The organism is Pseudoxanthomonas mexicana, from assembly GCF_046736355.1.
Taxonomy (GTDB): domain Bacteria; phylum Pseudomonadota; class Gammaproteobacteria; order Xanthomonadales; family Xanthomonadaceae; genus Pseudoxanthomonas_A; species Pseudoxanthomonas_A mexicana_B.
In genome coordinates, this window is the sequence record NZ_CP157201.1 from 3,471,597 (window position 1) to 3,497,501 (window position 25,905).

Below are 25,905 nucleotides of genomic sequence, written 5' to 3' on the forward strand. Positions count from 1 at the left end.
GCCTCAAGGAAGAAGTGGAGGCATACCAGTCATGGTGCTTATGGAATTCAGTGAGGTTAAACAAGCATCCGAAATAAGAACCGACTCGGTCGCTGGGCCTTGCATGTCGTGCGTAAATTGCTGCTGGCAGATGAAGCCAATTGCCAACCACTGGAACGCTTCATCGAACTGGCAGGTGAGACCATCCAGCGCCATGTGCACGAAACTCAAGGGCGCGTAGATCCCGGCTATCGCGTGAACAGCTACTTACTTTTTCATCGGGGGGATCAGCCGTCGCTGCGGATGGACTTGAAAGACAGAGCTACGGAAGTCGGCCCGAAACTACGTAGCTCTACTTGCTAATCCGTTACTGGTGAATCCGCAGAGGCCGTGATGCTACTACGCGATGAAATCCTGAGGCGGGTCGAAATGACCCGGCCCGAGTTGATACTGGCCAGCATGGGTTGTTCACCCGTACAGCCAGACGACATTTCTTTACTCAAAGCAGTCCTTTCCGACCCATTGCTGGGACTGGCCATTCCAGGACCTACTCTCAAGGCTAGAACAACTTCCTGTTGTCGTTGTGCGTTGTTGGGCATGGACCGGAGCGCCAGCGCCATACGCATCGGAGACATCATTGAACGTCTTCGCATCCCAGAACGACGCGTTCTGGCCTTGGCTGGGCCTTGAGTCCAGTGAAGCCGATCCAAGCCAACAAAGATGGCACAGGCGTTATGCGATCGGTGCTGGCCGCATACTGCATATGGGCATCAAGTCGCACAATCAACCACTGGAGCGCGCCATAGATCTGGCCAGAGAGACTATCCAGCGGCATATGGAAGAGTCACTTGGCCGCATGGAGTCCGGGCACCGAATCGACGGCTTTCTGTTAAATCATCGAATCGACCGATGTAGCTTGCGGATGGACTTGGAAGGTCAGATTATCGGAGTCGGTCCCAGGCCTCCCCACGACGACCCGCTCAAGGCCTACGCGCATTGGTACTTTTTGACACCTCCCACGTAGAGAGCACCCGCTTGCGCCACCTGACCAAAAGCCGTTTCACCCTGGCCCTGGAATGCCCGACCAAGCTGGCCTATCTGGATGACCCTCGCTACGCCAATGCCAACCGCCACAACGACTTCCTGATGGCTTTGGCCGAGGGCGGCCACCAGGTAGGTGCGCTGGCCAAGTGCCTGTTCCCGGATGGCATCGAGGTGGATGCCCAAGGGCATGACGCCCAGGTCGCGCAGACCATGGAACTGTTGCAGCGCAGCGAGGTGCTGCTGTTCGAGGCGGCCATCCGGGTCGGCAACCTGTTCATCCGAGTCGACCTGCTGCGCAAATCGGAGAGCATGCTGGAACTGTATGAGGTAAAGGCCAAGGGTTTCGACCCCTCCGATCACTACTCCTTCATCGGCAAGCGCAATGGCTTCACCAGCGACATGAAGTCCTACCTGTATGACGTGGCCTTCCAGCGCTATGTGCTGCGCCAGACATTTCCGGACATGACGATCCGCAGCCACCTGGTGATGCCCAACAAGTCAGCCGTCTGTTCGACGGATGGAATGGCGCAGAAACTACGCATCGTCAGGAACAACGGACGGGTCTCAATTGACATCGATCCCTCGCTCCAGGACGGCGCAAGCGCGCGCGAACTGCTAAGCATTATCTCTGTTGACGCGCTCCTCGACCGCCTGGTGAACGAGCCACTGGATCTGGGCCGCAGGTTCTACAGTTTCAAGGAGGGCATCGAAGCGCTCTCACAGAGCATGGACGGAGAGCATTTCCCACCCCGACTAGGAGTCCAGTGCCGCTCTTGCGAGTTCCGCGCCTCGCCAGCCGAAAAAGCCGCCGGCAGCCTTGATGGCAGGATGACCTGTTTAAAGGCCATCGACCCGCGCCGCGCCCACATGGCTGAAAACGGCAAGGCGACCGTGTTCGATCTATATCGATTCAGGCGCACAGACATGCTTGTGGATGAAGGCAAGCTGCTTCTTCAGGATGTAGAAACAGAGGATCTGAAATTCAAGACAGAAGACAACAAGATTTCTTCCAGCCATCGCCAATGGCTTCAGGTCAAAGAAGATGGTGATGCCATCAAAGCGCCGCACATCATAGAACGCACCCTGAAAGGCAAGCTCGACTCTCTCATCTGGCCGCTGCATTTCATCGACTTCGAGACCTCCCGGCCAGCCCTACCCTTCCATGCCGGCCGACGACCCTACGAACAATTGCTCTTCCAGTTCTCCCACCATATGATCGAAGCCGATGGCAGCATCCGCCACCAAAGCCAGTACCTGGCCGAGGCTGGTGATGGGATGCCCAACTTCGACACCCTCCGTGCCCTGAAGCAAGCGCTTGAGGGAGACAACGGCAGTGTCCTGCACTGGTGGGACCATGAGCGTACCGTGTTGAAAGATGTTTGCGACCAGCTTCAGGCTGTGCAGCTGGGTGAGGTGCCAGACCGCGACGCACTTATCACCTTTATCCAAAGCCTGCTGGGTACAACGGATGCGCTGGGACGACTGTTTGACCTGGGCCGACTTGTGGAAAACTGCGCGTTCTTTCCCGGGACGGGAGGAAGCAGCTCGTTGAAAAAGGTACTCCCTGCCCTGCTGATGGGCTCGGAAGAACTGCGTGGGCGCTACTTGAAGCCAAACTATGGCGCCCCTGGCGGCATCCTAAGCCTCAACTTCCAGGGGCAAGCCTGGATCCAGCTCGACCTCGATGGAAATGTGATCGATCCATACAAGCTGCTCGGGCAGCGGGTGGATGATCCTGACCTGCCTGATCTTGAGGAACTAGAGGACGATGGCGCAACCATTGCCAATGGCGGGGCCGCGATGGTTGCCTATGGCCTATTACAGAACGACCTGCTTTCTGTATCTGATCGCAAGCGGTTGCGCGCCCAGTTGCTACGGTACTGCGAGCTGGATACGCTGGCAATGGTAATGGCGTGGCAGGGGCTGCAAGGAGTCTTTGCCGATGCCTAAGTGGCGGTTTACCTCGCCGAGTGCTTTTTCTCCAGCATGTCCTTGGGGAAAATGGCTGACAGGGCAATGAGATACCGGCATTCCGGTTCAACCTTACCTAGCTACGAGGGCCTGGCTATACGCATGATGGCCGTGGCTGAATACGCCAAGGCCATGCATGAAGAGAAACAACAGGGGACAGGCATGCTTGAAGAATTGACGGACGCAGAGATCGAGGCCCTCGAGAATCAGCTGCTGGGAGCGATTCCGCTTGATAGAAGTGTTGGCAACGTCACTCTTTTGAGAGAGCTGAAAAACAAGGGCTGGGCTGATGGTAAATATTGGTCAGTTCGTGATCGCCTGGTTGCGCGCGGTGCGCTGACAATCGGACGGGGTAGAGGCGGCAGCGTGATGCGTGCAGGCTCAGCTTTGCAAGACGCCCTCCCCGTTCAGGGTGGCAGTTTGCTTCCGCATGACCCAGCGTCAAATGACGGCACCATCATCGAGCTACAAGTTGCCACCGGCGGACGCATTCTGGCGATTGTTCAGGGCAGTCCGACTCTGGTGGACATCAACGAGCTGCATCGCCAGCTCCTGGCTTGCTTCGCCGCCGACGACAGGCTGAACAGCGAGTATCTTTCAGCGATTGACGAAGGCTCGCTCGATGCCGTGCCGTCGGACGCCACCGCGACGGGCGATGACCCAGACGACAGCGTGCAGAATGAATTGAACGACATTGACTCTGTTGCCGATCTTGACCTGCCCGAGCCAATATTGCAGGCGGCGCGACGCCCCAACCGAAACGAGGAAATGGAATCCCTGGTTGCCAGAATCATCGAATCTATTGATCCACGCCTGGATGGTGTGCGTGCGTCAGCTATTGTCATAGCGCGCTACGGCTTGGGCGATGATGACGAACAGACGCTCGATGTCGTTGGCCAACGATATGACGTTACACGCGAACGTGTCAGGCAGATTGAAGCAAAAGTCATTCGCCGATTGCAGTTCCTCCCGGACTTGGGGCACCAGGCGAGAGAGGCGCTATCGTCGTGGATAACCCAGCTGGTTGAAGGATTTACCGAGACAGGATCATCACTGACGAACCAGAAAATCGAGAGCCTGTGCGATGACAAGTCGGTGGTCGATGGCTGGATCCTATTGGCACTGGATGTGGCTTTCCCAGTAACTGGCGCGCAGAAACGCGTGCAGCAGCTCGCAGCGCTGGCTGACCATGCGCTCCACCGGTACTCGCCATTTTCCATGTTCTGCTGGGTGACCGACCCCGAAAAGTCCCGGACCACTTATCCCATCATCGAAGAATGGCTGGACGAGTTGCTCGAAAGCAAACAGTCGCTTCCCCTTCCTGCCGATACGTTTGCGTCCTTGCTGGGGGTCGGTATCGCGGATGTCCTGGCCGTGGTGTCAGCGCACAAGAAGTTCACTGTTTACGCCGGCTACGTGTGCCGGGATGAGCCGTCAGCCTATGTGCGACGTGCGATCCGGCTGCATGTCCTTGCCGTGCATCTTGCCCCGGATTCAGTACCGATTTCGCAATTCGTACTGTGGCAGGAGTACCGCAGACGATTTGAGGATATTGATGCCTGTTCGTCCAACGATCTGCGGATAGCGGCCTCCGACAAACGCGGTGCACCACATCTGTTCGTGCTTGACAACAACAACTCATTATTTGCCCTTGGTTTCTCAAGTGCGCAGCACGGACTCGACTTGGAACCTCGGTTCCCGACTCCCGATCCGGAAGTGCTCCGGGGAGATGTTGGGCAGTTGATGAATGAGCTGCGTCATGGCCCAGCCACGGCCGAAACTCTTGCAGAAAGTATCGACATGCCTCTCGTGAGTGCAATGTCCCAGTTGGGGCAACGCCCAAACGTGATCTCTGTAACCCCACGCTACTACGGACTGGCAGGGCCGACTTCGAGTCCGGAAGCGCCAGGCTGGCGAACGATGGACCTGATCAAGGAGGATGCCCTCGAGATCATCGGTTGTCGCCTTTGTGGGGAGGAGCCGGAGTCGGTGTACCAAGGCTGGACGCCTGCCTTCGAATTCGCGCTCTGCAAACAGGCCGAGCGCGATGGCTGGGACTGCCTGCCTCAACTACTCTGGGTCTGCAAGCCCAAAACATGGCCGTTGCCGCCAACTGATCAGACCTACTGGTGCGAGCGGAAGACTGCAATCGCTCAGCGGCCAAAGGCTGTTTCACTGCCAGTTGGAAGCCGTTTACCCGATCCGGTGCGCCTGCTTCGCTTCCTGCTAGTCATTCGCCAAACTGATGGACTCAGCGCAGTCATGGCCAATCGGGTTACCCGACCACGCGGCGTACTTCAGCAGGTCAATGGAACTCTACTCGCCATCCTGGCACGTGTGGGGGCATTGCAGCAGGATGCGGACACTTGGTGGGCCAAGCATCGAATCGGTCCTGAAGCCGCACGGTGGTACGCAATGCTGGCCGACGAATACCTGCAGTATGGCGAGCTCAGCTGGACCAAGGGTGCTTGCCTTGAAATGGTTCAAGAAGCTGCTTCAAGCCCTGGCACTGGGTGGGCATGTGGGCCTGAATGGACGCAACGCATCAGCAACTGGGCAGCTGAAGTAGGCGTTGAATTCAAATCAGCGCAAGCCACGGCGACTGATGCTATTGAATCAGATGAGGCATGTGGTACTGCGACAGATAGCGATGGCCTGGATGTTTCCAGGGACTTTGTCGATGCGCTTACTGCGCCCGGGGCACTGACAGAGGAAGCTGTGGCCAGCACGGTCAGCCATGACGTAGTTGAGGCTGAAGAGTTGGCGAAGCTGATCTTGCCAGATGCAGCTGATACCGTGCCTTCCGTAGTCGCACCACAGGATATTCCAAAGCCGGCCGCCACCATCAACAGTATCTCAGTCTTGGTATCAAAGGCCCAGACAGGCGATCTGAATGCACAATACCAGCTGGCCAAGCAGCTACAGGATGGTATCGGCGCAGCACCCAACATGCAGGCAGCCCAGTACTGGCTGGAGCGTGCTGCACATGGGAAGCATGTGCCTGCATGCGTGCGCCTAGGGCGTTTATTGCTTGCTGGGGAGCTGGGCGACGGCTCACGCAAAGACCGCCAGCAGGGCTTGGTTTACCTCAATGCAGGGACCAAAATTGGTAACGCCACTGCATGCTATTTGGTAGCAATGGCCTATCGGGACGGTAGTCTGACGCGTAAGAATCCCAACACCGCCATATATTTGCTTAAGCGTGCCGCACAGTACGGGCATGGCCGAGCCGCTTATGAACTAGCCCTGATGTTGCGTGAGCGAATGCACGCATGGGTACCCGATACCATTCGCCTACTGGATCAGGCCGCGGCCAAGGGTGTCACGGAGGCGATAATGCTGCGCGAAGATGCGCGACTCCCTCCTCCATAAGCAAGGGAGAGTTGGGGCGGGGGATAACGGTTCACCGGGTGAATTATTGAATGCAGCAAAGTATGCTTATTAACAGGAAAAGTAATACCGAGTGTCGTGACAGATTGCTGGATCTCATCGCATCTGGTTTATGTTCCATCCGCGCACAGTGCTTTTCGGGGCGATCTGTCTCACCTCCTTGATGCATCGCACCATCCGAGACAACCCTAGAGTCTACCTTGATGACACGCAAACTCAACACCTCCGGATCCTTCTACCAGAATTACAGAAGCGCCAATCAGTCCTTCAGCGAAGACACGTTCCGCTGTGCAGAAGAAACGGTGTCTTCCTTGCTGACAACTGCTACCACATCCGAGCGACCAGGCATGCTGCTCGGAAAAGTCCAAAGCGGCAAAACCCGCACATTCATAAGCGTATTGGCGCTGGCCTTCGACAACGGATTTGACATCGCGATTGTACTGAGCAAGAACTCCAAGGCGCTGATCGAACAAACTTACAAGCGCCTGCGCAGCGAATTCGCGATGTTCGTCGAAGATGGTGAGCTCGACATCTACGACATCATGAGCGCACCTAAGGTGTTTGGTAAGTTCGAGTTAGACTCAAAACTGATCTTCGTCGCCAAAAAGCAAGACGATAACCTACGACGCCTCATCGAACTGTTCCAGAACCATCCGAAGATGGCTACCAAACGAGTCATCATTGTGGATGACGAAGCCGACAGCGCTTCCATCGGTTACTCAAAAAAAGGTGACATCAACGAAGCCAACAAAATCGCTGCTCAAATCAGCACCTTGCGCTCGGTCATCCCGAACGTTTCATTCCTCCAAGTTACCGCCACTCCCTATTCGCTCTATCTCCAGCCTACGGAGGTGGAAGTCGACAATGTGGTGGAATTCAAACCCATGCGCCCGGCCTTCACTAAACTGGTGCCAGTGCCATTGGAATATGTTGGCGGAGACACTTACTTTGGCACGTCGGCTCGAGGTACCGAGAATACTGTGGAAAGCCTGATCCACTTCTGCGTTGATCATGACGAATTTGACCGACTCAAGAAGCCAGACGGGCGTGCATTCAAGCTGGAGAACGTACTCACTGCCAAGCAGATTAAAGGCTACCGCTCTGCGTTGGTCACATTTATCGTCGGCGGCAGCATTCAGCGCATCAACGGCATCAGTGCTGGAAAAAGGCCGAAAAAGTTGCGTTACTCCTTCTTGCTCCATTCCGAAGCTGGCAAGGAGGCACACGCATGGCAAGAGCGTTTGACGCGAGCAATTGTTGACCAACTCAAACAGGCAGCCGACGACGGTGCGCCTGTTCTACGCGAGCTGGCGCGGGCCGCATACGATGACCTGGCAAGCTCATTGATCTTGGACAAGAAGCCAGTCCCTGCCTTTGAGGGTGTATTCGCTGGCGTTGTCGAAGGCCTCGCTGACGATCACGTCACCATTACCAAGGTTAACTCGGAAGAAAACGTCGCCGATCTGCTCGACGATACCGGCCAACTCAAGCTCCGTAGCCCACTCAATATTTTCCTCGGTGGCCAGGTACTAGATCGTGGCGTCACGTTGGTCAACCTGATCGGCTTCTACTACGGCCGTCGCCCCAACAAGTTTCAACAAGACACCGTGCTACAGCACTCGCGCATGTATGGCTACCGACGTGATGATCTGGCGGTGACACGCTTCTACACCTCGTGGCCAATCCGAAAAGCCATGCAGCAGATGGAAGAGTTTGACTCTTCGCTACGCGCAACCATCGACGAAGGCGGGGACCAGGCTGTTCAGTTCATTCGCAAGGCGCAGGACGGTGCCATCGTCCCATGCAGCCCCAATAAGATCTTGGTTTCCACCACACAAACCCTGCGGCCGCACAAGCGCTTGCTGCCAATCGGCTTTCAGACCGGCTACCGCACCGGGGCCAACGGTATCAGCAAGGCCATCGAACAGATCGATAAAGAGATCGAGCAGCTCGTCGGCTTCGACGCAGACGAGCCGAAGTTGGTTCCGGTATCTGTCGCTCAGGAGCTATTGCGACTGATCCAGCCAACCTTGCTGTTCGAGGACGAGAACGACGCCACTCCGTTTGAATGGGACGCGGCACATGCAGCGCTGGCACATCTGAGCGCTCAGCACCCGGACAAGGATCAGCGCGGAAAGGTCTGGCTATGGGCCGCTTCCGGACGCAACTCCGCGCGCTTAGCGGGCGAAGATTCGCACGCAACCTACATCGAAACCCCGGACTCTGAGAAGACGGAAGGTCAGATGGCGAAGAAGTACGCCGTCAATCACCCGATCCTGTTCTTGCTCCGACAGGAAGGTAAGGCAGTGAAGGGGTGGCGTGACGCTCCATTCTACTGGCCCGTCGTTCGTGCGCAAGCCAATACGCCAACTGCAATCTTCGCCACCGACACCATTAACTAACCTGGTGAATACCGCTGCATGCGGCTTTGACAAAGAGACACTTCATGACCAAGGCCTTGGAAAGAATCTAAATATCTGTACCGGAATATACAGGCAAGTCCATGATTTTATGGGTTTTTTGTTGCCTCTCTGGGCCCCTGGCCGAGCGTCGTGTCGCGCAGGGTCGCCATGCCGTGCTGTGGGCAGACAAGAGAGCCCTGACGTCATCCGGATTCCAATGATGCCGGCTTGATCAAGATCAATGTCCCCAAGGTTTTCTGCCCTACAAGATGCGCGATGCGATGCGGCTGCGTCCGGGAGCATGCCACGCCCCGCCTCGCGCCGGGAGGTCGGTGCCCGGGTGAAATGAAAGCCTCGCCTTTCAATCAGGGGTCCCTTCTTTATGCGCAAGAACCTGCCCATTACGGGGCACGAGGTCTTCCTTTCCGACACCACCACCATCGTCTCCAAGACGGACGGCAAGGGGGTGATCCGGGAAATCAACCGGGACTTCCTGGACATCAGCGGCTTTTCCACCGACGAACTGCTGGGGTCGGCGCACAACATCGTCCGCCACCCGGACATGCCGCCGGCGGCGTTCGCGGACCTGTGGCGGGACCTGAAGGCGGGCCTGCCGTGGGTGGGGATGGTCAAGAACCGTTGCAAGAACGGCGACCACTACTGGGTCCACGCCCATGCCACGCCCTGCCATACGGATGGCAAGCTGGTCGGCTACATGTCGGTCCGGCGCCAGGCTTCGCGGGAGGCCATCGCGGCCGCCGAGCAGGCCTATGCGGCCATCAACCAGGGTGATCCCGGGCTCGCGGTGGAGCACGGCCAGGTCGTCCGCACCTCGCCGTTCGCGCGCCTGCAGCGGTTGCTGGCCGGGGCGCGGCGGCATGAAGCCTCGTATGCCGCGGGAATGGTCGCCATCGTCCTGGCGGCGGCACTGGCCGGCTATGGCCTGGCCAAGGGGTCGATCGGATCGACGATCTGGCCGGCGCTCCTGCTGACCGGCGCGTTTGCCTTCTTCGCCGTCCGCGAGCTGCGCCGCCGCGACGGCGAACTGGCCTCCCTCGCCGCGACGCTGCAGGCGATGACCAGCGGCGACTACACCCGCGAGATCGACATCGCCGGCGAAGGCATGCAGGGACACCTGGCGCGGGTCATCAAGTCGATGCAGATCCGGCAGGGCTACGAGGTCCAGCAACTCAAGATGCAGGCCGAGGAAAACCTGCGCATCCGCAATGCGCTGGATGCGGTGAAGGCCAACGTGATGATCGCCGATCGCGAAAGGCGGATCGTCTACCTCAACCCCGCGATGCGGGCGCTGCTCGAACAGGCACAGGACGACATCCGCAAGACGCTGCCCGATTTCGATGCCGGCAAGGTGGAAGGGGGCTGCGTGGATCAGTTCCATGTGCAGCCCGAGCGGCAGATCGCGGTGCTGGACACGCTGACCGGCACCCACCAGGCGCGCCTGCGCTTCGGCTCGCAGGCGTTCTCGCTGCTGATCAATCCGGTGTTCGACGCCGCCGGGCAGCGGGTCGCCACGGTCGTGGAGTGGCACGACGTGACGACCGAGACGGTGGTCGAAGCCGAGATCACCACGCTGCTCGAGGCGGCCCGCAAGGGCAACTTCGGCCTGCGCGTCCCGGTGACAGGCATGCAGGGCATGCTTCGCCAGCTCGCCCTGGGCGTCAACGGACTGGTGGACACGGTGTCCTCCAGCGCCGAACAAGTCTCGCGGCTGCTCAACGCACTGGCCCACGGCGATCTCACCACCCGCATGGAAGGCGATTTCCACGGCGTGTTCGCCCGCATGCGCGACGACGCCAATGCCACCGTCGCCCAGCTCACCGACATCGTCGGCCGCATCCAGCACGCCTCCGGACAGATCAATACCGCCGCCGGCGAGATTGCCTCCGGCAACAACGACCTGTCGCGCCGCACCGAGCAGCAGGCCGCCAACCTGGAAGAGACCGCCGCCTCGATGGAGGAACTGACCTCCACCGTCCACCAGAACGCCGACTCCGCGCGCCAGGCCAACCAGCTCGCCATCGGCGCCGCCGGCGTCGCCTCGCAGGGCGGGCAGGTGGTGGGCCAGGTGGTCGCCACCATGCGCGACATCGAGCAGTCCTCGCACAGGATCGCCGAGATCATCTCGGTCATCGACGGCATCGCCTTCCAGACCAACGTGCTGGCGCTCAACGCGGCGGTGGAAGCCGCGCGCGCCGGCGATCAGGGCCGCGGCTTCGCCGTGGTCGCCTCGGAGGTGCGCACGCTGGCCCAGCGCAGCGCCAGCGCCGCCAAGGAAATCAAGCAACTCATCGACGACTCGGTGGGCAAGGTCGCCGAGGGTTCGGTGCTGGTCAACCAGGCGGGTACCACGATGGGCGAAATCGTCGCCTCGGTGCAGCGGGTCACCGACATCATGGCCGAGATTTCCGCCGCCTCGCAGGAACAGTCGGTCGGCATCGAGCAGGTCAACCAGACCATCACCCAGATGGACGAGACCACCCAGCAGAACGCCGCGCTGGTCGAGGAAGCCTCCGCCGCCGCGCACAGCCTGGAAGATCAGGCGCACGCATTGCAGGAGGTGGTGTCGGTGTTCCGCATCGACCCGGCCCCATCGGCCGCCGTGCCGCAGCCCGGCAGGCAAGCGGCCGCCGAATCCGCCTAGGCGGCACCGGCGGCCGCGCCATGACCATCGCCGCCATCGATTTCGCCCGCCTCTACCGCGACCACATGGCCGCCACCGCCCGCGGTCCCAAGGCCGCTGGCGACTGGAACGCGCGCGCCGGCAGCGTCGGCAAGCGCCTGGCGCACGGCGGCTACGCGGAGGCCTTCATCGCGCGGATGGATCTGTCCGGCTGCGAGAGCCTGCTCGACGTGGGCTGCGGCAACGGCGCGCTGAGCCTGCCGCTGGCGGCGCGGCTGCGCCACATCGTCGCGCTGGACTACAGCCCGGCGATGCTGGAGGCGCTGCGCGAGGGCGCGCGCGCGCAGGGCGCCGGCAACATCGACGCGCGCCTGTGCGCCTGGGAGGACGACTGGAACGACGTGCCCGAGTGCGACATCGCCATCGCATCGCGCTCGACCCAGGTCGAGGACATGGCCGCCGCGCTGGCGAAGCTGCACGCCAAGGCACGCCGGCGCGTCTACCTGACCCATCGCGTCGGCGGCCACTTCGTCGATCCGCAAATCCTGCCGGTGCTCGGCCGCCGCCAGCTGCCGCTGCCCGACTACATCTACATCCTCAACATCCTGCACGGCATGGGCATCCACGCGCGGGTGGACTACATCGACGGCGGCGAGCCGGCCGCGATCACCGGTTTCGACGAACTGCTGCGGCGGGTCGCCTGGTCGCTGGGCGCGCTGGACGCGGACGAGATCGCACGGCTGCACCGGTGGCACGACGAGCGCATCGGCCGGGGACCGATCCTGATGCCGGCGCGGCGCTGGGCCTTCATCGGCTGGGAAAAACCTTGACGTCGTCCCCGCCTTCGCGGGGATGACGCGAAGACCAAATCGGCGCCGATCAGCCTCTCAGGCCGACAAGGCGCGCGTGGCCTGGGGGGCGGGCGCGTGCAACGCGGCAAGCCGCGCGCCGTCATCATCGCCCTCGGGATTCTCGAAGAAATCCACCTGCCCGCTGTCCAGCGAATACTCCGCGCCGACGATCAGCAACTCGCCCGCGTCGATCATCGACTGCAGGATGGCCGAGCCGTTGCGGATCTGCGCGATGGAGGCGCGCACGTTGGCGCGCACCGAGGCGGCCATCAACCGGGCGCGCTGCTCCATGCCCTCCGCGTCCAGCAGCGGCTCCACCGCCGGCCGGATGCGATCGACGATGGCGTGCAGCGCCGGCGAGCAGCAGGCGTCGCTGCACAGGCAGTCGAGGGTGGCGCGCACCGCGCCGCAGCCCGAATGCCCCAGCACCACCACCAGCCGCGTGCCGAACGCGGCGGCGGCGAACTCGATGCTGGCGATCTGCGAGGGCGCGGCGATGTTGCCGGCCACGCGGATCACGAACAGGTCGCCCAGGCCCTGGTCGAACACCATCTCCGCCGGCGCGCGCGAGTCCGAGCAGCCCAGCACGATCGCGATCGGATCCTGCGATTCGCTGAGCTCGCGCCGCCTGACGTGGCTGGCCAGCGAATCCAGGCTGATCAGCCCGTCGTGGAAGCGGCGGTTGCCCTCGCGCAATCGCCGCAGGGCCTGGGAACCGGTGAGCTTCATCGCCGCGCCACGCTGCCCGCCGCCTCGATGATCTCCGGCAGGTCCGTCTCCTGAACCAGGCCGGGATGGCGGCGGCGCTCCATGCGGCGGATGGCGAAGTGCATCCACGCCAGCGCGGCGGCGGCCACCAGGAACAGCAGCATGAAGCAGCTGGTCCACACGCCGATCAGGTCGTTCATCGCGCCGAAGGCGATCGGCAGGATGAAGCCGCCGAGGCCGCCGATCATGCCGACCACGCCACCGACCGCGCCGACGTGCTGCGGGTAGTAGACCGGGATGTGCTTGTACACCGCCGCCTTGCCCAGCGACATGAAGAAGCCGAGCACGAACACCAGCACGGTGAACGGCACCACGCCGATGGCCAGGCGGAAGGCGATGTCGCCCTCGATGCCGCGCACGACGTACTGGGTGTCCGGATAGGCCAGCAGGAAGGTGCAGACCACCGACACGCCGAAGGTCCAGTACATCACCGTGCGCGCGCCCATCCGGTCCGACATCCAGCCGCCGACGACGCGGAACAGGCTGGCCGGGATCGAGTAGCAGGCGGCGATGATGCCGGCGGTCTTGACGTCCATGCCGTAGGCGCCGATGAGGTAGCGCGGCAGCCACAGCGCCAGCGCCACGAAGCCGCCGAACACGAAGAAGTAGTACAGCGAGAACCGCCACACCTGCAGGTTGCGCAGCGGCGCCATCTGCTCGGAGAACGGCATCGGCTTGACCCCGGTGCGGCGGCGCTCCTCCAGCGACGGATCCTCCTGGCTGAGCAGGAAGAACAGCACGCCCGCCACCGCCAGCCCGACCGCCCACAGCTTGGCCACCGTGGTCCAGCCGTAGGCCACCATCACCATCGGCGCCAGCAGCTTGGTCGCCGCCGAACCGATGTTGCCGGCGCCGAAGATGCCCAGCGCCGTGCCCTGCTTGCTGGCCGGGAACCACTTGGACACGTAGGCCACGCCGACCGAGAACGAGCCGCCGGCGATGCCGACGAACAGCGCCGCGATCAGGAACTGCGTGTAGGTGCTTGCGTAGGTCAGCAGCCAGGTGGCGACCGCGCCGCACAGCATCACCCCGGTCAGCACCTTGCGGCCGCCGAACTGGTCGGCCCACACGCCGAGGAAGATGCGGATCAGCGATCCGCTGAGCACCGGCGTGGCGATCAGCAGGCCGAACTGGGTGTCGTTGAGGCCGAGCTGCTGCTTTATCTGGATGCCGATGATCGAGAAGATCATCCATATCGCGAAGCAGACGGTGAAGGCGAAGGTACTGAGCCATAGCGCCCGTTGCTGCTGGCCGCCTGTGACGCCGGTGAGGTCCTGCATGTTCGTGTCCCCGTAGCGAATCTGGAAAGGAAAACCGCCCCGCCGCCCGCGGCGGCGTCAGGCGGCCAGCGCCTCGATCTCCTGCAGGCCGCGCACGCCGTAGCGCTCCTGCAGCGCGAGCAGGTAGTGCTGCAGTTCCTGCTGGCGCACCTGCAGTTCGAGGTAGTCGGAAATCTGTTCGCGCACCTGCTCGAAGCCGAGCGGCTCGCCCGCCTCGATCGCGTCCACGCTGACCACGTGGTAGCCCCAGCGCGATTCCACCGGGAAGCCGGCCAGGCCCTGCCGCAGGCGGAACACCTGGCGGTCGAACTCCGGCGTGGTCTGGCCGCGCTGCAGCCAGCCCAGCTCGCCGCCCTGGTCCTTCGACGGGCACTGCGAATGGCGCAGGGCGAAGTCGGCGAACAGCACCGGGTTGGCCTGCAGTTCGGCGATCAGGCGCTCGCCCTCGGCGCGCGCCTTGAAGCGGGCGGCGGCGTCATCGGCCGGCGCGGCCAGCAGGATGTGGCGCACGCGGATGCGATCCGGCGCGTGGAAGCGCGCGCGGTTGTGCTCGTAGTAGCGCAGGCAGTCGGCTTCGTCCGGCCTGCGATCCTCGACCTGGGTCTCCAGCAGCACGCGGATGCGGGCTTCCTCGATCGGTTCGCCGGCGGCCGGCCGGACCTGGCCGTCCAGGCCCAGCCGCTCGACCTCGCATCGCAGCAGTTCGCGCACCACCAGCGCGCGCGCCGCGTCGGCGCGCGCCTGTTCCGGCCGCGGCGCGCGGTGGAACTGCATCTCGCGGGCGATCTCGGCCTCGCTGATGCCGGCGTCGCCGACGAACAGCAGGCACGGCGCCGGCTGGCCCAGCGTGCGCTCGCCCTCGCCGGCCTCCTCATCATGCTGATGCCCGTGGTGGGCGGCGGCCGGCGCGGGCGCCGGCAGGTCGACGACGGTGATGGGCAGGCTGCGGCGTTCCGGCTCGATGCGGCGCATGGCTTCAGCTCCTGGGGCCGTAGCGCAGCGGGCGCTGGCGGCGGCGCACCACTTGGTAGGGCCGCCACAGGTAGCCGAGCGGGATGCTCCACACGTGCACCAGGCGGGTGAACGGCGTGATCAGCAGCAGCGTCATGCCGAGGAACACGTGCGCCTTGTAGACCCAGTGCACGTCGGCGATGTAGTCGGCCGCGCCCCAGCGGAAGGTGACGATGCGCTGCGCCCATTCGCCCAGCTGCATCATCACCCCTCCGTCCATGTGGTCGGCCGAGACCACGATGCTGATCATGCCCAGCACCAGCTGCGCGAACAGCAGCAGCAGCACCAGGGCGTCGCCGCGGGTGCCGGTGGCGCGCACGCGCGGGTTGGCCAGCCGGCGCACCAGCAGGATGGAGATGCCGACGAAGCACATCGCGCCGAACAGGCCGCCGACCGCCATCGCCATCAACTGCTTCTGCGGCGCGGTGATGAAGTGCTCGTAGAGCGCGTGCGGGGTCAGCAGGCCGACCAGGTGGCCGCCGAGGATGGCGAGGATGCCGATGTGGAACAGGTTGCTGCCCACGCGCATGCCCTTGTCCGACAGCAGCTGGCTGGAGCCGGTGCGCCAGGTGTACATCGACTTGTCGAAGCGCGCCCAGCTGCCGATGAACAGCACCGCCAGCGCGATGTAGGGATAGATCTGGAATGCGAACTGGTTGAGCGGGTTCATGGCTGCACCTGTCGGGTGGCGGCGGGGCGGGCGATCGTGCGGGCGGCGGGCGGGCAGTCCTCGCCGGGCGCCTCGGCGCCGAAGCGGACCGCCTCCTCCTCCCACAGCCGATCCATCGCCTCGGGGGTGTCGTCGCGGGATTCCTCGCTGGCGCGCTGGCGCATCACCCGCAGGTCGAGCTTGCCGTCGGCGTATTCGATCAGCATCTCGAACAGCATCGCGTAGGGGCTCTTGCGCTCCTCGGCGCGCGCGGCCAGCAGGCCGAGGATGGGACCCAGATGCTGCAGCCAGTCGCGGGCTTCCTCCTGCGGGCGCTGCTGCAGGTATTCCAGCAGCAGCGGCAGGTAGTCCGGCAGTTCCCTGGCCGCCAGCTCGAAGCCGTTCCTGCGGTAGGCCTCGACCAGGTCGACCATCGCCTGGCCGCGATCGCGCGATTCGCCGTGGATGTGCTCGAACATCAGCAGGCTCATCGAGCGGCCGCGATCGAACAGCGACAGCCAGCGGTCCTGCGCCTCCAGCGGATCGGTCCTGAGCAGGTCGCGCACGAACCATTCCAGCTCGGCGCGGCGGGATCCGGACAGGGCCGGCTCGTCGGCCGCTTCCAGCAGTTCGGCGCCGTGCTCCCAGAGTTCCTCGCGCGGATAGTCCAGCAGCACGCTGAGCAGCTTGAGCAGGCTCATCCGGCCACCTCGTCGTGCTTTTCCTGGCGGTTGGGATGCACCGCGTAGGCGGTGGACTTGCGCTGGCCGAACAGATCCGCCGGGCTGTCGCCGCTGCAGCCGTTGCCGAAGCTGAAGCCGCAGCCGCCACGCTCGCCGAAGGCGTCGTTGGCGTACTCACGGTGCGCGCTGGGAACGACGAAGCGATCCTCGTAGTTGGCAATCGCCAGGTAGCGGTACATGTCCTCGGCCTGGGCCACGGTCAGCCCGGCCTGCTCCAGCACCGCCAGGTCCTCGACGCCGTCCACGTTGCGCGCGCGGCGCCAGGCGCGCATGGCCATCATCCGCTCCAGCGCGCGGATCACCGGCGCCTCGTCGCCGGCGGTCAGCAGGTTGGCCAGGTAGCGCACCGGGATGCGCAGCGAGGCCACGTCCGGCAGTTCGCCGTTCATGCCGATGCGGCCGCGCTCGGCGGCGGACTGGATCGGCGACAGCGGCGGCACGTACCAGACCATCGGCAGCGTGCGGTATTCCGGGTGCAGCGGCAGCGCCAGCTTCCAGTCGATGGCCAGCTTGTACACCGGCGACTCGCGGGCCGCCTCCAGCCAGCTTTCGGGGATGCCTTCCTTGCGCGCGGCCTCGATCACCGCCGGGTCGAACGGATCCAGGAAGGTGTCCAGGTGCGCCTGGTACAGGTCCTTCTCCGCCGGCACCGAGGCCGCGGCCTCGATGCGGTCGGCGTCGTACAGCATCACGCCGAGGTAGCGGATGCGGCCCACACAGGTCTCCGAGCACACCGTCGGCTCGCCCATCTCGATGCGCGGGTAGCAGAAGATGCACTTCTCCGACTTGCCGCTCTTCCAGTTGTAGTAGATCTTCTTGTACGGGCAGGCCGACACGCACATGCGCCAGCCGCGGCACTTGTCCTGGTCGATCAGGACGATGCCGTCCTCCTCGCGCTTGTAGATCGCGCCCGACGGGCAGGCCGACACGCACGCCGGGTTCAGGCAGTGCTCGCACAGCCGCGGCAGGTACATCATGAAGGTCTTCTCGAACGCGCCGTAGATCTCCTTCTGCACGTCGTCGAAGTTCTTGTCCCTGGCGCGCTTGGCGAACTCGGTGCCGAGGATCTCCTCCCAGTTCGGCCCCCAGTGGATCTTCTGCATGCGCTGGCCGCTGATCAGCGAGCGCGGCCGCGCGGTCGGCTGGTGCTTGCCGTCCGGCGCCTCGTGCAGGTGCTGGTAGTCGAAGTCGAACGGCTCGTAGTAGTCGTCGATCTGCGGCAGGTCGGGGTTGGCGAAGATCTTGGACAGCATCCGCCAGCGCCCGCCGGCGCGCGGCACCAGCTTGCCGGCCGCGGTGCGCACCCAGCCGCCGTTCCACTTGTCCTGGTTCTCCCACTCCTTCGGGTAGCCGACGCCGGGCTTGGTCTCGACGTTGTTGAACCAGGCGTACTCGACGCCTTCGCGGCTGGTCCAGACGTTCTTGCAGGTGATCGAGCAGGTATGGCAGCCGATGCACTTGTCCAGGTTCAGCACCATCGCGATCTGGGCACGGACCTTCATCACAGCACCTCCTTGGCGGCGGACCCGGCGGGCACGGGTTCGCCGTCCAGCCAGTCGACCTTGTTCATCTTGCGCACGATCACGAACTCGTCACGGTTGGTGCCGGTGGTGCCGTAGTAGTTGAAGCCGTAGCTCAGTTGCGCGTAGCCGCCGATCATGTGGGTCGGCTTGACCACCACGCGGGTGACCGAATTGTGGATGCCGCCGCGGGTGCCGGTCACCTCCGAACCGGGCGTGTTGATGATGCGTTCCTGCGCGTGGTACATCATCGCCATGCCGTTCATCACGCGCTGGCTGACCACCGCGCGCGCGGCGATGGCGCCGTTGACGTTGAACAGCTCGATCCAGTCGTTGTCCTCGATGCCGGCCTCGCGCGCGTCGTCCTCGGACAGCCACACGATCGGCCCGCCGCGCGACAGCGTCTGCATGATCAGGTTGTCGCTGTAGGTGCTGTGGATGCCCCACTTCTGGTGCGGGGTGATCCAGTTCAGCACGATCTCCTTGTTGCCGTTAGGCTTCTTGCCCAGGATCGGCGCGATGGTCTTGGTGTCCACCGGCGGGCGGTAGCCCATGAAACCCTCGCCGAAGGCCAGCATCCACTCGTGGTCCTGGTAGAACTGCTGGCGGCCGGTCAGCGTGCGCCAGGGGATCAGCTCGTGCACGTTGGTGTAGCCGGCGTTGTAGCTGACGTGCTCGTCCTCCAGGCCCGACCAGATCGGCGAGGAGATGATCTTGCGCGGCTGCGCCTGCACGTCGCGGAAGCGGATCGCCTCGTGCTCCTTGCCCACCGCCAGGTGGGTGTGCTCGCGGCCGGTGAAGCCGCCCAGCGACTCCCACGCCTTGACCGCGACGTGGCCGTTGGTCTCAGGGGCCAGGTGCAGGATCACCTCGCAGGCGTCGATCGCCGTCTCGATGCACGGGCGGCCCTGGCTGACGCCTTCCTCGCGCACGCGGTGGTTGAGATCGCCGAGGAACTCGACCTCCTCCTTCGTATCCCAGTTCATGCCCTTGCCGCCGTTGCCGAGCTTGTCCAGCAGCGGGCCGAGCGAGGTGAACTTCTTGTACAGGTTGGGATAGTCGCGCTCGACCACCGCCATTGACGGCATGGTGCGGCCGGGGATGGGCTCGCACTCGCCCTTCTTCCAGTCGGTCACGCCCAGCGGCATCGCCAGTTCGTTCGGCGTGTCGTGCAGGGTCGGCACCAGCACCAGGTCCTTCTCCACGCCGAGCACGCCCGGCGCCATGCCGCTGACGGTGCGGGCGATGCCCTTGAAGATGTCCCAGTCGCTGCGCGATTCCCACGCCGGATCCACCGCCTTGGACAGCGGGTGGATGAACGGGTGCATGTCCGAGGTGTTGAGGTCGTTCTTCTCGTACCAGGTCGCGGTCGGCAGCACGATGTCCGAGTACAGCGCGGTGGTGCACATGCGGAAGTCGAGCGTGACCAGCAGGTCGAGCTTGCCTTCCGGCGCCTCGTCGCGCCACTTCACTTCCTCCGGCTTGATCGCGCCGCGCTCGCCCAGGTCCTTGCCCTGCAAGCCGTGGCGGGTGCCGAGCAGGTGCCGCAGCATGTACTCGTGGCCCTTGCCGGAGGAACCGAGCAGGTTGGAGCGCCAGATGAACATCACCCGCGGGAAGTTCTGCGGCGCGTCCGGATCGGCGAAGGCGAAGTCCAGCGTACCCTGCTTCATCTGCGCCACCGCGTAGTCGGCCGGCGCCATGCCGGCCTGCTCGGCCTCGCGCACCACCTGCAGCGGATTGCGGTCCAGCTGCGGCGCGCTCGGCAGCCAGCCCATGCGCACCGCGCGCAGGTTGAAGTCGACCAGGCTGCCGCTGTACCTGGACGCGTCGGCCAGCGGCGAGAGGATCTCGCGCGTGTCCAGCTTCTCGTAGCGCCACTGGTCGGAGTTGAAGTAGAAGTACGAGGTGCCGTTCATGTGCCGCGGCGGCCGGCTCCAGTCCAGCGCGAACGCCAGCGGCTGCCAGCCGGTCTGCGGGCGCAGCTTCTCCTGCCCGACGTAGTGCGCCCAGCCGCCGCCGGTCTGGCCGACACAGCCGCACATGACCAGCATGTTGATCAGGCCGCGGTAGTTCATGTCGTTGTGGAACCAGTGGTTCATCGCCGCGCCGACGATGATCATGCTGCGGCCACGGGTCTTGTCGGCGGTGCGGGCGAACTCGCGCGCGATCTCGATCACGTCGGCGCGCGGCACGCCGGTGATGCGCTCCTGCCAGGCCGGCGTGCCCGGCACGTCGTCGTCGTAGCTGGACGCGACGTTGCCGCCGCCGAAGCCGCGGTCCACGCCGTACTGCGCCAGCAGCAGGTCGTAGACGGTGGCCACGGTCCATTCGCGGCCGTCGGCCAGCTGCAGCCTGCGCACCGGGATGTTGCGCTCCAGCACCTCGTCGAAGCCGGTGGAAGCCGTCCACTTGTCGTGCTCGATGCCGCCGAAATAAGGGAAGCTGACCGCCTCGATGGCGTCGTGGTGATCCTTCAGGCTCAGGCGCAGGCGCGTGGCGCGGCCGGCGCTGTCCTTCTCCTCGATGTTCCACTTGCCCTTCTCGCCCCAGCGGAAGCCGACCGATCCATTGGGCACGGTCAGCTCGCCGCTGACCTCGTCCCAGGCCAGCGTCTTCCACTCGGGGTTGTTGCTCTCGCCCAGCCCGCCGAGATCACTGGCGCGCAGGAAGCGCTCCGGCACCAGGCGGCCGTCGTCGCGCTTCTCCAGCCGCACCAGCAGCGGCATGTCCGAATACTGGCGGCAGTAGTCGGTGAAGTACTGCGAGGGATTCTCGACGTGGAACTCGCGCAGGATGACGTGGCCGAACGCCTGCGCCAGCGCCGCGTCGGTGCCCTGCTTGGGATGCAGCCAGTGATCGGTGAGCTTGGCGACCTCGGAGTAGTCCGGCGTCACCGCCACCGTCTTGGTGCCGTTGTAGCGCGCCTCGGTGAAGAAGTGCGCGTCGGGCGTGCGCGTCTGCGGGACGTTGGAGCCCCAGGCGATGATGTAGCGGCTGTTGTACCAGTCGGCCGATTCCGGCACGTCGGTCTGCTCGCCCCACACCTGCGGCGAGGCCGGCGGCAGGTCGCAGTACCAGTCGTAGAACGACAGGCAGGCGCCGCCCAGCAGCGACAGGTAGCGCGCGCCGGCCGCGTACGACACCATCGACATCGCCGGGATCGGCGAGAAGCCGATCACGCGATCCGGACCGTACTGCTTGACCGTGTACAGGTTGGAGGCGGCGATGATCTCGTTGGCCTCCTCCCAGCTCACCCGCACGAAGCCGCCCATGCCGCGCCGGCTCTTGTACTCGCGCGCCTTGGCCTGATCCTCGACGATGCTGGCCCAGGCCTCCACCGGCGCCAGCGTCTTGCGCGCCTGCCGCCACATCTTCGCCAGCGCGCCGCGCAGCAGCGGGTACTTGATGCGGTTGGCGCTGTACAGGTACCAGGAATAGCTGGCCCCGCGCGGGCAGCCGCGCGGCTCGTGGTTGGGCAGGTCGGCGCGCGTGCGCGGGTAGTCGGTCTGCTGGGTTTCCCAGGTCACCAGGCCGTTCTTGACGTAGATCTTCCAGCTGCACGAGCCGGTGCAGTTCACCCCGTGGGTGGAGCGCACGATCTTGTCGTACTGCCAGCGCGCGCGGTAGCCATCCTCCCACTGGCGGCTCTCGGTCCGGGTGACGCCATGCCCCCCGGAGAAGGTCGTCGCGTCCTGCCGGAAGAATTGCAACCGGTCCAGAAGATGGCTCATGGGTGGATCTCCCCTTGGCTGTTCGTGTTGGTTTGGCTTGGGTGTCGGGTGTTGCGTGGTTGCCTTCAGCAGGGCGCCTCGGCGCCGCGCCGGAAGTACCACCACCACGTGATGGCCAGGCAGGTGACGTAGAAGACGATGAAGCCGTACAGCGCCATCTCCGGCCCGCCGGTCATGGCGATGGAGCTGCCGTAGCTCTTGGGGATGAAGAAGCCGCCGTAGGCGCCGATGGCCGAACTGAAGCCGATCACCGCGGCCGACTCGATGCCGGCCTGGCGGCGCGCCGCCGTCTGCGCGGCCTCGTCGCCGCCGGCCGACCAGCGCTCGTGCAGCGTGCGGAAGATCACCGGGATCATCCGGAAGGTGGAGGCGTTGCCGATGCCGGTCAGCACGAACAGCGCCAGGAAGCAGGCCAGGAAGCCGCGGAAATCACCGCCGCTGCCGTGGTCGGGCAGGAAGTGCAGCACGCCGAACACCGACGCGATCATCAGCGCGAACACCCAGAAGGTCAGCGGCGCGCCGCCGACGCGGTCGGACAGCCAGCCGCCCAGCGAGCGCGACAGCGCGCCCACCAGCGGCCCGAGGAAGGCGTAGGCCATCGGGTTGACGTCCGGGAACTGGGTCTTGATCAGCATCGGGAAGCCGGCCGAGAAGCCGATGAACGAGCCGAACGTGCCGATGTACAGCCAGCACATCAGCCAGTTGTGCTTGCGGCGGAAGATCACCGCCTGCTCGTTGAAGGACGAGCGCGTGGAGGCCAGGTCGTTCATGCCGAACCACGCCGCCAGCGTGCACAGCACCAGGAACGGCACCCACACGAAGCCGGCGTTCTGCAGGTAGATCGAGCCGCCGTCCACCTTGGCCTGCGGCCCGCCCAGCAGCGGGCCGAACAGCGCGCCGGTGATCACCAGCGGGATGACGAACTGGGTGACCGACACGCCCAGGTTGCCCAGGCCGGCGTTCATGCCCAGCGCATAGCCCTGGCGCGACTTGGGATAGAAGAAGGAGATGTTGGACATCGACGAGGCGAAATTGCCGCCGCCCAGTCCACACAGGATGGCGATGGTGACGAAGTGCCAGTACGGCGTGGTCGGATCCTGCACCGCCACGCCCAGCCAGATGGCCGGTATTAGCAGCGAGGCGGTGGCGATGGCGGTCCAGCGCCGGCCGCCGAAGATCGGGATCACGAACGAATAAAAGATGCGCAGGGTCGCCCCGGACAGGCCCGGCAGCGCGGCCAGCCAGAACAATTGGTCGGTGCTGAAGGCAAAGCCGATCTGCGGCAGGTTGACCGTCACCGCCGAGAACATCATCCAGATCGCGAACGCCAGCAGCAGCGCCGGGATGGAGATCATCAGGTTGCGGTTGGCGATGCGGTTGCCGGAGTCGGCCCAGAACGCCATGTCCTCCGGATGCCAGTCATGGATCAACGGTGAACGCTTGCGGGTGGCGCCGGGGGCCGGGACGCTCATGTCGCTCTCCTGGAGGAAGGGTTGCTGCCGGCACCCAGCGAGCCGCCGACAATGCTGTAGGCGGTGAATCTAGATAGGCGTTCACGCATGCGAATTGATTGAAATCAATCCGGTTCCCGGATCAGCCTCGTTCTTGATCCAAGTCAAGGAGCCGCAATCCGGTATCTGGCGGGCTTGCCGCCGCGCGGCCAGGCGTGTCGGGCGCGCAAACGCATTGGGAATCACTAACGTTCGGCCGCGCAAGCCGTGCGACGCGCGATTACGTAATCCTTGCTACGCCGACGGGTACGCCTGGCCACGGCGTGCGGACGCGTGATGGGCACAGGTGCGCGGAAACGCGAGTGCCGGCGACGGCCAATCCTGCGCAACTGCGGCGCGGGCGCGGGCGGTGGCCCACGTCAACGCACCGCGCCGGCGGCTTCGTGCGCGCTATGCGTCGCGGGGAGCGTGAGTGTCCGGCGCGGCCGCGTCGTCGTCGTGGCCGCACAGCGAGCAGCCCTCGCTCCATTCGCTGCTGCCGTCCTGGTAATGCTCGCGCTTCCAGATGGGGCTGCCGTGCTTGACCGCCTCGATCAACTGCCGGCAGGCGCGGAAGGCTTCGTCGCGGTGCGGCGTTCCCGCCGCCACGATCACCGCGAGATCGCCCACGCCCAGCCTTCCCCTGGCATGGGCGACGTACAGCTTCGCCGCCGGCCCGAACTCGGCCTGGGTCTGTTCGGCCATGCGCCGGAAACCGGCCAGGGCGAGCGGCTCGAACATGTCGTAGCTCACCCCGGTCACCACCTGCCCCTTGTTGAGGTCACGGACCCGGCCGACGAACATCGCGATGCCGCCATGCCCAGGATCGGAAACGAACTCCAGCGCGTCCTGAGGATCCAGGCGGCCGTCCTGGACGTCGACGACGAGACAACGGTTGCGTTCCATCTCAGCCTCCACTCACCGGCGGCAGGATCGCCACCGTCGCGCCGTCGGCCAGCGGCTCGCGCTCGCGCAGCACCTGGGTCTCGTCGGCGAACGCCGAGCAGCGCAGCAGCCCGGGATTGAAGCCGGCCTGTTCCGCACTCCAGCGGCGGTGCAGCGCATCGCGCAGATCCGCCACCACCGCGTCCTGCGGCAGTTCGACCTCGACCAGCGGGACGGCGCCGAGATCGCGGAACGCGCCGAAAAGACGGACCTTCACCTTCATGTGCACACCTCCAGCATGGGCGGCTGCCAATGGCCCGGCCCATAGACATCGACGAGTTGGCCGGCGGCAAGCTCGCCGCCGGCCTCGGGAACCACCACCCAGGCATTGGCCTGCAGCAGCGGCAGCAGCCGGAACGACTGCTGCTGCGGCAGCACCGTCGCCACCAGCCTTCCCTCGGCATCGCAGCACAGCCGCGCGTGCAGGTGCATGCGCAGGCCCGAACGCGCGTGCCAGGGCGCTTCCAGCCGCGCCCGCAGCGGAACCTCCGCCGGCAGGCCCAGCATCGCCGCCAGCGCCGGCTCGACGAAGAAGCGCAGCCCCACCGCCGTCGAGACCGGATTGCCCGGCAGGCCGAAATACAGCTGCCCGCCCGGCAGGGTGGCGAACAGCAGCGGCTTGCCGGGGCGGATCCTGACCTTGTGGAAGCCGATGTCGGCGCCGCACTCGCGCAGGGCCGAAGGCACGAAATCGTAGCGGCCCTGCGACACCGCGCCGGTGCTGACGATCACGTCCGCGCCCATCGCCAGCGCCTGGTCCAGCGCGCCCTGGAAGGCGATCGTGTCGTCGCCGATCACCACCCGCCAGATCACCTGCGCGCCGGCGGCGGCCAGCCGGGCATGCAGGAACGGGCTGTTGCTGTCGCGGATCTGGCCGCTGGCCAGCGCCTGCGCCGGGTCCGCCACCAGCTCGCGCCCGGTGGCGATGATCGCCACCCGCGGCCGGCGCACCGCCTGCACGTGGGAGACGCCCAGCGCGGACAGCATCGCCAGGTGCGGCGCCTGCAGTCTTTCGCCGGCGCGCATCACCACCGTGCCGCAGTCCACGTCCTCGCCGCGCCGGCGCACGTGCTGGCCCGGCACCGCGGCCGCGGCCAGGCGGATGCGGGTGCGCAGCGCGCCGCCCTGCTCCGCGCCGAGGACTTCCACCTGTTCCACCGGCACCACCGTGTCCAGGCCGTCGGGGATGCGCGCGCCGGTCATGATTTCCCACGCGCCGCCCTCGGCACGCGCGCGCCCGTCGCCGGCCGCCTGTTCGCCGCCGACGGCCACTTCCAGTCCCGCCTCCAGCGCCCGGCCGCCGCTGTCCACGGCGAAGCCGTCCATCGCCGCGTTGTCGAACGGCGGCAGCGCCTGCGGGCTTGCCACCGCTTCGGCCAGCACGGCGTCCAGCGCCTCGGCGACCGGCAGGCTCACGCTTTCCAGCCGGCGCGAACGCGCCAGCAGGATGGCCAGGGCTTGCTCGTGGCCGATCATGGGATCGCTTC

General features: G+C 64.7%; 17 protein-coding genes. 6 read left to right on the plus strand and 11 right to left on the minus strand.

Annotated elements, in window-relative coordinates; translation table 11 throughout:
- Nucleotides 1-108: 108 nt before the first annotated feature.
- From AAG688_RS15985 to AAG688_RS16010, 6 genes are all read left to right on the plus strand, one after another.
- Entirely contained in the window at nucleotides 109-342 is a 234-nt protein-coding gene (locus AAG688_RS15985) for a hypothetical protein (RefSeq protein WP_411833176.1), read from the plus strand.
- Nucleotides 343-1,014: 672 nt separating this feature from the next.
- Entirely contained in the window at nucleotides 1,015-2,973 is a 1,959-nt protein-coding gene (locus tag AAG688_RS15990; RefSeq protein ID WP_411833177.1) for a DUF2779 domain-containing protein, read from the plus strand.
- 132 nt (nucleotides 2,974-3,105) lie between these two features.
- Complete coding sequence (locus AAG688_RS15995; protein ID WP_411833178.1) at nucleotides 3,106-6,366, plus strand: sigma factor-like helix-turn-helix DNA-binding protein; 3,261 nt, start codon at nucleotides 3,106-3,108, stop codon at nucleotides 6,364-6,366.
- 221 nt (nucleotides 6,367-6,587) lie between these two features.
- Nucleotides 6,588-8,786 carry a Z1 domain-containing protein gene (locus tag AAG688_RS16000; RefSeq protein ID WP_411833179.1) on the plus strand — a complete coding sequence of 733 codons (2,199 nt, stop codon included), beginning with the start codon at nucleotides 6,588-6,590 and terminating at the stop codon, nucleotides 8,784-8,786.
- A 382-nt stretch (nucleotides 8,787-9,168) separates the two neighbouring features.
- Nucleotides 9,169-11,448: a methyl-accepting chemotaxis protein gene (locus AAG688_RS16005; protein WP_411833180.1), complete on the plus strand. Its 2,280-nt coding sequence runs from the start codon at nucleotides 9,169-9,171 to the stop codon at nucleotides 11,446-11,448.
- Between the two features lie 20 nt (nucleotides 11,449-11,468).
- Nucleotides 11,469-12,257: a class I SAM-dependent methyltransferase gene (locus tag AAG688_RS16010; protein WP_411833181.1), complete on the plus strand. Its 789-nt coding sequence runs from the start codon at nucleotides 11,469-11,471 to the stop codon at nucleotides 12,255-12,257.
- 57 nt (nucleotides 12,258-12,314) lie between these two features.
- Here the strand turns inward: AAG688_RS16010 and AAG688_RS16015 are convergent, their stop codons facing one another.
- From AAG688_RS16015 to glp, 11 genes are all read right to left on the minus strand, one after another.
- Nucleotides 12,315-13,007, minus strand: a complete 693-nt coding sequence (locus AAG688_RS16015) for a carbonic anhydrase (RefSeq protein ID WP_411833182.1) — start codon at nucleotides 13,005-13,007, stop codon at nucleotides 12,315-12,317.
- Nucleotides 13,004-14,326, minus strand: coding sequence for an MFS transporter (locus tag AAG688_RS16020; protein ID WP_411833183.1), 1,323 nt, complete (start codon nucleotides 14,324-14,326; stop codon nucleotides 13,004-13,006). Before AAG688_RS16020 ends, AAG688_RS16015 begins: the two co-directional genes overlap by 4 nt.
- Nucleotides 14,327-14,383: 57 nt before the next feature.
- Nucleotides 14,384-15,298: a peptidylprolyl isomerase gene (locus AAG688_RS16025; RefSeq protein WP_411833184.1), complete on the minus strand. Its 915-nt coding sequence runs from the start codon at nucleotides 15,296-15,298 to the stop codon at nucleotides 14,384-14,386.
- 4 nt (nucleotides 15,299-15,302) lie between these two features.
- Entirely contained in the window at nucleotides 15,303-16,007 is a 705-nt protein-coding gene (narI, locus tag AAG688_RS16030; RefSeq protein ID WP_411833185.1) for a respiratory nitrate reductase subunit gamma, read from the minus strand.
- Nucleotides 16,004-16,687 carry a nitrate reductase molybdenum cofactor assembly chaperone gene (gene narJ, locus AAG688_RS16035; protein ID WP_411833186.1) on the minus strand — a complete coding sequence of 228 codons (684 nt, stop codon included), beginning with the start codon at nucleotides 16,685-16,687 and terminating at the stop codon, nucleotides 16,004-16,006. Before narJ ends, narI begins: the two co-directional genes overlap by 4 nt.
- Nucleotides 16,684-18,231 carry a nitrate reductase subunit beta gene (narH, locus tag AAG688_RS16040; protein ID WP_411833187.1) on the minus strand — a complete coding sequence of 516 codons (1,548 nt, stop codon included), beginning with the start codon at nucleotides 18,229-18,231 and terminating at the stop codon, nucleotides 16,684-16,686. The genes narJ and narH overlap by 4 nt, the downstream gene beginning before the upstream one ends.
- Nucleotides 18,231-21,983, minus strand: coding sequence for a nitrate reductase subunit alpha (locus AAG688_RS16045; RefSeq protein ID WP_411833188.1), 3,753 nt, complete (start codon nucleotides 21,981-21,983; stop codon nucleotides 18,231-18,233). Before AAG688_RS16045 ends, narH begins: the two co-directional genes overlap by 1 nt.
- A 65-nt stretch (nucleotides 21,984-22,048) precedes the next feature.
- Nucleotides 22,049-23,455, minus strand: a complete 1,407-nt coding sequence (locus tag AAG688_RS16050) for a NarK family nitrate/nitrite MFS transporter (RefSeq protein WP_411833189.1) — start codon at nucleotides 23,453-23,455, stop codon at nucleotides 22,049-22,051.
- Between the two features lie 429 nt (nucleotides 23,456-23,884).
- Complete coding sequence (locus AAG688_RS16055; protein WP_411833190.1) at nucleotides 23,885-24,379, minus strand: molybdenum cofactor biosynthesis protein MoaE; 495 nt, start codon at nucleotides 24,377-24,379, stop codon at nucleotides 23,885-23,887.
- A 1-nt stretch (nucleotide 24,380) separates the two neighbouring features.
- A complete protein-coding gene (locus AAG688_RS16060) occupies nucleotides 24,381-24,641 on the minus strand; it encodes a MoaD/ThiS family protein (RefSeq protein ID WP_411833191.1) in 261 nt (86 codons plus the stop codon).
- On the minus strand, nucleotides 24,638-25,894 hold the full coding sequence (glp, locus tag AAG688_RS16065; protein WP_411833192.1) for a gephyrin-like molybdotransferase Glp: 1,257 nt from the start codon (nucleotides 25,892-25,894) through the stop codon (nucleotides 24,638-24,640). The genes AAG688_RS16060 and glp overlap by 4 nt, the downstream gene beginning before the upstream one ends.
- Between the last annotated feature and the right edge of the window lie 11 nt (nucleotides 25,895-25,905).

Coding starts and splice junctions, on each gene's coding strand:
- AAG688_RS16000 (WP_411833179.1), top strand. CDS start 6,588: ATGACACGCAAACTCAACACCTCCGGATCCTTCTACCAGAATTACAGA.
- AAG688_RS16005 (WP_411833180.1), top strand. CDS start 9,169: ATGCGCAAGAACCTGCCCATTACGGGGCACGAGGTCTTCCTTTCCGAC.
- AAG688_RS16010 (WP_411833181.1), top strand. CDS start 11,469: ATGACCATCGCCGCCATCGATTTCGCCCGCCTCTACCGCGACCACATG.
- AAG688_RS16015 (WP_411833182.1), bottom strand. CDS start 13,007: ATGAAGCTCACCGGTTCCCAGGCCCTGCGGCGATTGCGCGAGGGCAAC.
- AAG688_RS16020 (WP_411833183.1), bottom strand. CDS start 14,326: ATGCAGGACCTCACCGGCGTCACAGGCGGCCAGCAGCAACGGGCGCTA.
- AAG688_RS16025 (WP_411833184.1), bottom strand. CDS start 15,298: ATGCGCCGCATCGAGCCGGAACGCCGCAGCCTGCCCATCACCGTCGTC.
- narI (WP_411833185.1), bottom strand. CDS start 16,007: ATGAACCCGCTCAACCAGTTCGCATTCCAGATCTATCCCTACATCGCG.
- narJ (WP_411833186.1), bottom strand. CDS start 16,687: ATGAGCCTGCTCAAGCTGCTCAGCGTGCTGCTGGACTATCCGCGCGAG.
- narH (WP_411833187.1), bottom strand. CDS start 18,231: ATGAAGGTCCGTGCCCAGATCGCGATGGTGCTGAACCTGGACAAGTGC.
- AAG688_RS16045 (WP_411833188.1), bottom strand. CDS start 21,983: ATGAGCCATCTTCTGGACCGGTTGCAATTCTTCCGGCAGGACGCGACG.
- AAG688_RS16050 (WP_411833189.1), bottom strand. CDS start 23,455: ATGAGCGTCCCGGCCCCCGGCGCCACCCGCAAGCGTTCACCGTTGATC.
- AAG688_RS16055 (WP_411833190.1), bottom strand. CDS start 24,379: ATGGAACGCAACCGTTGTCTCGTCGTCGACGTCCAGGACGGCCGCCTG.
- AAG688_RS16060 (WP_411833191.1), bottom strand. CDS start 24,641: ATGAAGGTGAAGGTCCGTCTTTTCGGCGCGTTCCGCGATCTCGGCGCC.
- glp (WP_411833192.1), bottom strand. CDS start 25,894: ATGATCGGCCACGAGCAAGCCCTGGCCATCCTGCTGGCGCGTTCGCGC.